General features: G+C 63.9%; 7 protein-coding genes. All 7 read right to left on the bottom strand.

All coding sequences use genetic code 11. The annotated features are described in order from the left end of the window. Positions 1 to 65 precede the first annotated feature (65 nt). The 7 genes from NTD85_RS02940 to NTD85_RS02910 all read right to left on the bottom strand — a co-directional run bounded on the left by NTD85_RS02940 (position 66) and on the right by NTD85_RS02910 (position 6,737). Positions 66 to 824, bottom strand: a complete 759-nt coding sequence (locus NTD85_RS02940) for a PIG-L deacetylase family protein (protein ID WP_262141392.1) — start codon at positions 822 to 824, stop codon at positions 66 to 68. Between the two features lie 157 nt (positions 825 to 981). Beyond that, positions 982 to 1,668, bottom strand: a complete 687-nt coding sequence (locus tag NTD85_RS02935; protein ID WP_262141391.1) for a glycosyltransferase — start codon at positions 1,666 to 1,668, stop codon at positions 982 to 984. Further along, positions 1,665 to 2,264, bottom strand: coding sequence for a nodulation S family protein (locus NTD85_RS02930; protein ID WP_262141390.1), 600 nt, complete (start codon positions 2,262 to 2,264; stop codon positions 1,665 to 1,667). The genes NTD85_RS02935 and NTD85_RS02930 overlap by 4 nt, the downstream gene beginning before the upstream one ends. Continuing rightward, positions 2,261 to 3,034, bottom strand: a complete 774-nt coding sequence (locus tag NTD85_RS02925) for a PIG-L deacetylase family protein (RefSeq protein ID WP_262141389.1) — start codon at positions 3,032 to 3,034, stop codon at positions 2,261 to 2,263. The genes NTD85_RS02930 and NTD85_RS02925 overlap by 4 nt, the downstream gene beginning before the upstream one ends. After that, complete coding sequence (locus tag NTD85_RS02920) at positions 3,031 to 4,029, bottom strand: acyl-CoA dehydrogenase family protein (protein ID WP_262141388.1); 999 nt, start codon at positions 4,027 to 4,029, stop codon at positions 3,031 to 3,033. Before NTD85_RS02920 ends, NTD85_RS02925 begins: the two co-directional genes overlap by 4 nt. 1 nt (position 4,030) lies before the next feature. Beyond that, positions 4,031 to 6,193 carry a glycogen debranching protein GlgX gene (gene glgX / locus NTD85_RS02915; protein WP_262141387.1) on the bottom strand — a complete coding sequence of 721 codons (2,163 nt, stop codon included), beginning with the start codon at positions 6,191 to 6,193 and terminating at the stop codon, positions 4,031 to 4,033. Positions 6,194 to 6,416: 223 nt separating this feature from the next. After that, on the bottom strand, positions 6,417 to 6,737 hold the full coding sequence (locus NTD85_RS02910; protein WP_262141386.1) for a DUF2934 domain-containing protein: 321 nt from the start codon (positions 6,735 to 6,737) through the stop codon (positions 6,417 to 6,419). Positions 6,738 to 6,741: the final 4 nt, after the last annotated feature.

Below are 6,741 nucleotides of genomic sequence, written 5' to 3'. Positions count from 1 at the left end.
CCCCCCCCCCCCCCCCCCCCCGCGCCCCCCCCCCCCCCCCCCCCCACAGGGGGGAATGTATTTCTTCAGATGAGGACGATTTCGTAGGGCAAGCGCATCCGCTCGAGGATTACGCGTGGCAGCAGCGGCGCGATGCCGATCGCCGGCTCACCCTTGAGCTGGCTGGCGTAGGCGTGGGTGGCGTGGCTTTTGCGCGCCACAGTCCAGGTGTCGAGTCGCAGTTTGCGCGCGCGTTCCCAGGGGATCAGGTTCTGATCGCGTTCCGGCCAGTGCCAGGCCCAGACTGGTACGTCATGGAAGGTCGCGCCGACTTGCGCTGCCGCTTTGGCACTGGCGCGGCCAACCGCTTCGTGGTCGTCAGTGCGATCGTCGCGCCAGGTGCTGAACACCACGTCGCCGGGACGCAGGTAGCGGGCGATGAAGTCGGTGAGGTCGGCCTCGCGGTCGAGCAGGGCGTTATCGGTAAACCCGCCGCGTACCCATTTCAGGCTGTGCATCGGCAAGCCGAGACGGCGCAGGGCCTCGACGCTTTCCTGGGGACGGAACACGCTCAGGCGTTTTTCCGACCATTGCCGCGAGCCGGGATGACTGGCGCTGCCGTCGGTGATCGACAGCAATTGCAGCGGATGGCCGAGGCTGGAGAGCAATTGCAGGAGCCCGCCGCAGGTCACCACTTCATCACCCGGATGCGGGGCGACGACGACGGCTCGGGCACCGGGGGGTACCAGACTGTGGGTATTGATGACGGGAATGTTGTCGAGCTGCGGGGCACTGTTCCATATCTGCGCCGGCAGCGGGTTTTCGCTGAGGAATAACGGTTTCATGGGTGTTACGTCCTTGTCGTCTCTGGCCCTCAGTCGTATCTGCACCGTGGAAAAGCAGGCGCGCTCGACCCGTGAAGGCGGATGGATTGCCGTGCGACGCTCCGAACCCTGGATTGCCGCGCAGCAGAGTATTGCTCATGCCAGCCGATTCGTCGCGTCACAGATCAATCTGATCCGCTTTTTTTTGTCCAAGCTGTACCAGATTTCGCAGATAGTCACCAAATCCACCCCGTGCGCGACTGTCCAGACGGGCGCTGGTGCGCACTTGCGGGCGATGGCTCCAGGCGATGTCGGCACCGCACCGCTCCAGTCGCCGCACCAGTTGCACGTCCTCGTCGCAGGCCAGCGGCGGGAAGCCGCCCGCCCAGCGATAGGCGTCGGCACTGACCCCGAGGTTGGCGCCGTGGATGTGCCGGTGCCCGTCACGGGCCTGATAGTGACTGTGATAGCGGATTTGCGCGGCTTCGTCGAACGACTGATCCCAGTGTTCGACGGTCACCGTACCGCACACCGCGTCGGCACCCAGCCCGAGCTGCGCCACCAGCCAGTCATCGGCCACCCGGCTGTCGGCGTCGGAGCAGGAGATCCAGCGCGCGCCGCGTTCCAGCAGGATCTGCGCGCCGGCGGCCCGGGCCTGGCCGACATTGCGTGCGTCGATGTGCAGGCTCAGCACCGGAAAACCGCTGACGATCTGCGCCGAGCGGTCGGTGCAGCTGTCGAGCACCACCAGCACTTCGACCGGTTCGCCGGCCAGCAGCCCGTGCTTACTGGCGCGCAGCGCTGCGCTCAGGCATTGCTCAAGCAGGTCTTCCTCGTTATGCGCCGGAATCAGAATACCGATCATCGCAGGCCCTCCAGTGCGGCCACCGAGCGCGGCTCGCGGCTCCAGACTTCAAGGATGAAATCCGCTTCCTGATGCAGCGCCAGACGCGGCAGCGGCAGTTGCTCGTGGATCAGGTCATGCACCTGACGGGCATTGAGCGGGCAGCCGTCGATGGGCGGGCGCCAGTGGCAGGCCAGCAATTGTCCGTCAGCCGCCAGGGATTCACTGATGCGCCGGATCACTTCTGTCAGATCCTGGGCATCGAGGTAGTAGCCGATTTCGCTAAATACAATCAGGTCGAATTTTTCTTCCGGCCAGTCGCCGGGCAGGCGACTTTGGCGCACCTCGGCGTGGTCAAAAAGGCTCAATCGGGTACGCGCCAGATTCACCGCCGCACTGGCGGTGTCGCAACACAGCAGACGGTCACAGCGGCCAGCGAGTTCGGCGCTGAGTTCGCCATTGGCGCAACCGGGTTCGAAGATCGCCCGATAATGTGCGCGGGGCAGGGCCGCGAGGGTGATCGCGCGTTTGCGCTGTTCGTACCAGCGCTCGCGGAACGCCCAGGGATCATCGTTGGCGCTGAACAGACCTTCGAAGTAACGATCATCGACGCTCATAGGAACACCACTTCAAACGGTTGCAGCAGACGATCCAGCACGTACGGCGCCAACACCGGTTGCAGCCCGGCTTGCGGGTCGCCTTCCAACTGGCTGGCGAACGCATGCACCGCGTGGCGTTTGCGCGCCACTTGCTCGGCGGACAACAGAATCTTGCGCGCGCGCTGCCACGGCACCGAGGCGTCTTCGGGGGAGGCCCAGTGCCAGGTCCATACCGGCAATTCGTGGCAGGTGGCGCCGACCCGTCGTGCAGCTTCGATACTGGCGCGACCGGCGGCTTCGTGATCGCAGTGGCCGTCCTCGCACCAGGTGCTGAACACCACGTCGCCGGGGCGCAGGTGGCGTTCGATGAACGCGACCAGCGACGACTCATCAGCGGCGACCTGGCTATCGGTGAAACCGCCGCGCAGCCATTTCATCCTGTGCAGCGGCACGCCGAGGCGGCGCAGGGCTTCGGCCGATTCCTGCGGCCGTACCACGCTCAGGCGTTCCACCGGCCAGCGCTCGGAACCGGGATGACTGGCGCTGCCATCCGTGACCGAGATCAGTTGCAACTGACGCCCGGCGGCGGCCAGCAACTGCAACAGGCCGCCGCAGCCAAGCACTTCGTCATCCGGGTGCGGGGCGACTATCACCGCCCGCGCGCCCGGAGGCACAAGACTGAGGACATCGACGCTGTCCAGCGCCGCCAGGTGCCGGGAGTGTTGCCATTGCAGCAGGGAAGTACCCTGGTGGCCGATGATCGGATCGGGTTTGTTCGCGGCATTCATAGCGTCCAGGCCTCCTCGGGGTGTTCGGCCAGCGACTGGCCAAGGGCCGCCAGATCACGCTCGGCATGGCTCTGGCGCAGGAACACCGGCAGATCGGCGCTCAACCGGGCGAAGTGCCGATCCTTGCAGAACGGAGCGGCACCCAGCGCCCGACCGGTCTCGCGCATCACTTGTTCAGCCGATTGCTCGACCACGGCGCGAGCACGCCGGGCCAACAGTTCGGCATCGGCTTCGGGATGCGCATCGATGTGCAGCGCACTGAAACGCAGCACATTGGCCGCTGCGTACAGCGCCGAATCGACCGCGCCGAGGTGGGCAAGGGCGTGCGGCTCCTGACGTTGCGCGCAGTGTTTACGCAGCGCCTCGGCGATCTCCCTTGCCGCGCCGTACCAGCACGCAGCGATGCCGATCCCGCCTTGCCAGAAGCCCGGACGATTCAGGTAGTCGCCGGGGTTACCGATGGCTTGGGCTTCGGCAGCGTCGAACAGCACTTCGACGCTGCCGGTGGCGCCCATGCCGACCGCTTGCCAGCCCTGATCGGTAATCCTCACCCCCGGTTGATCGAGCGCCACGGCGACCAGTTGCTGACGATCCTCGGCGTCCCACGCGGTGAGCAATGCATGGCTGAGCACCGCCGCGCCAGAACACCATGCCTTGCGCCCGTCGAGGCGCACCATGTGCCCGGCCGGTCGCACCTGCACCCGCGCCTGCGGTGGTTCAGCCGCCCACATGCCCCAAGTGCTGCCCGGGGTGGGCGAGCCACCGAGCTGTTCGATGATCGCCAGTGCGTCGGTGTGGCCTTCATAGAGTTTGCACAAGCCCAGATCATGTCCGCCGACTTCAGCCAGACGCTGAAAACGCTCCAGCGTGCGGCCGCTGCCCGGTAACGGCAACCGATCCAGACCGGCCTCGACCAACGCCCGCAGGCAGTGGCCGAGGGCGGCGGTGTCGGGATAATCAGGCGGGCGGCGCGCCAGATAATGTTGCAGGTCCATATCAGTCTTCTTCTTCGCGTTGCAATTCGAACAGCAGCAACGAGCGGCCGGTGACCGAATATTCATGGCCGAACTCGAAGCGTTCCTGACCGCGAACCGCCGGTTGATTGGTGTCGACCATGCAGGTCCAGAAACTGCCTTCCGGCACTTCCGGCAGACTGAAATTGACGATGTCGTGATGGGCGTTGACCACCAGCAGCAACGTTGCGTCGGCACCTTTGCGGCGAATCCCGGTTTCCTGTGCGCGACCGTCGAGGAGCATGCCCAGGCAGCGGTTGTGCGCGTCGTGCCAGTGTTCGGTGGTCATCTCGGTGCCATCCGGCGCGAGCCAGGTGACGTCCTTGACGCCGATGTCCTCGTTGTACTCGCCGACCAGGAAACGCCCACGGCGCAGGATCGGATAGGCCATACGCAGCTTGATCAGGCGTTTGACGAATTTGAGCAGCGCCTTGCCGTCCTCGCTGAGATCCCAGTTAACCCAGCCGATCTCGCTGTCCTGGCAATAGGCGTTGTTGTTGCCGTCCTGCGTGCGGGCGAATTCATCGCCGGCGACGATCATCGGCGTGCCTTGCGACAGGAGCAGCGTGGCAAAGAAGTTGCGCATCTGCCGGTGGCGCAGTGCGTTGATCTCTGGATCGTCGGTCGGGCCTTCGACGCCGTGGTTCCACGACAGGTTGTTGTTGCTGCCGTCCTGGTTGTTTTCGTCGTTGGCCTCGTTGTGCTTGTCGTTGTACGACACCAGATCGTTGAGGGTGAAACCGTCGTGGGCGGTGATGAAATTGACCGACGAGTATGGCCGCCGTCCACGCTGATTGAACATCTCGCCGGACGCGGTCATGCGGCTGGCGAAGTCGGCAACCTGGCCGTCATCGCCTTTCCAGAACGCGCGCACGGTGTCGCGGAATTTGTCGTTCCATTCGACCCAGCCCGGCGGGAAGTTGCCGACCTGATAGCCACCGGGGCCGCAGTCCCAAGGCTCGGCGATCATTTTCACCTGACGCAGCACCGGGTCCTGACGGCAGGCGACGAGGAAGCTGTGACGCTCGTCGAAACCGTCGTGATAGCGCCCGAGAATGGTCGCCAGATCGAAGCGGAAACCGTCGACGTGCATCTCGCTGGCCCAGTAGCGCAGCGAGTCGGTGACCATCTGCAGCACACACGGGTGACTGAGGTCGAGGGTGTTGCCGGTGCCGGAATCGTTGATGTAGAAGCGCTTGTCGTCCGGCATCAGTCGGTAGTAAGAGGCGTTGTCGATGCCGCGCATCGACAGGGTCGGGCCTTGCTCGTTGCCCTCGGCGGTGTGGTTGTAGACCACGTCGAGGATCACTTCCAGATTGGCCTCGTGCAGGTGCGCGACCATCTCCTTGAATTCGGCGATCTTGCCGCTGGCCAGGTAACGCGGATCCGGGGCGAAGAAGGCGATGCTGTTGTAGCCCCAGTAGTTGGTCATGCCCTTTTGCAGCAGGTGCTGGTCGTTGACGAAGGCATGGATCGGCAGCAATTCCACACTCGATACGCCGAGTTTGCGGATGTGCTCAAGCACGTCATCGACCATCAACCCGGCAAATGTACCGCGCACATTCTCTGGCACCGAGGGGTGACGCATGCTGATGCCGCGGACGTGGGTTTCGTAAATGATCGTCTTGTCCCACGGCACGCTGACCCGATGGTCGTTGCCCCAGGTGTGCGCCGGGTCGATGACCTTGCACTTGGGCACGAACGGCGCGCTGTCGCGTTCATCGAAGCTGAGGTCGGCCTCGGGGTGGCCGATGGTGTAGCCGAACAACGCCTCGGACCATTTCAACTGGCCGACCAATTGTTTGGCGTAAGGGTCGATCAGCAGTTTGTTGTGGTTGAAGCGATGACCATTGGCCGGGTCATACGGGCCATAGACGCGGTAGCCGTAGATCAGCCCCGGATGGGCGTCGGGCAGATAGCCGTGGAAAATTTCGTCGGTGTATTCCGGCAGTTCGATACGTTCGAGTTCGACTTCACCGGCATCGTCGAAGATGCACAGTTCGACCTTGGTGGCGTTGGCGGAAAACAGCGCAAAGTTCACCCCCAGACCATCCCAGGTTGCGCCGAGCGGGAAGGGCAGGCCTTCACGGATTCTCGATGGCTCAGCGTGCGCTGCGGGCTCGGCCTTTTTTTTTGGACTGGACATGATTGCTCCTGCAAAACGGGGAAATTCTCGGCTGATACAAAACCTTGTAGGAGTGAGCCTGCTCGCGATAGCGGTCGGACATTCGATCTCGATTTCGCCTGATACATCGCTATCGCGAGCAGGCTCACTCCTACAGGGAGGTTGTGTGTTTCTTGAGGACGAGTTGGCCCTCGGTGGCGAGCGAACTCGCCACACGGTGATTCAGTTCAATATTCCGGGTGGGTCAGTTGGCCGGGGGCTTGCGTGGGACGCGCGGCTTTTTCTCGGCGGGCTTTTCACCCGGCGGTACGACTTTGGCGGCGCTCGCCGGTTTGGCTTTGGCCGCCGCCGGAGGCTTCGGCTTGGCCGCCGGGGCCTTGCTGTCGGGGCCTTTGCCGGCGGCTTTGCTGCCAGCGGCTTTGGGCGACTTCTTCGGCGCCAGAGCCTCGGCTTCGGCCAGTTTGCGCGCCATTTCCCAATGACGCGCTTCATGACCTTCAGGTTTGCCCTCGGATTCCCAGATCTGATAGGCAAACTCGCGGATGCGTTTATCGTCGGTACTCATCGCA

Origin of the sequence: Pseudomonas sp. 13B_3.2_Bac1, from assembly GCF_025466205.1 — a bacterium.
GTDB lineage: Bacteria > Pseudomonadota > Gammaproteobacteria > Pseudomonadales > Pseudomonadaceae > Aquipseudomonas > Aquipseudomonas fluorescens_H.
The sequence above is the reverse complement of the archived record's forward strand: the minus strand, read 5'-3'. Positions and strand labels throughout refer to the sequence as shown.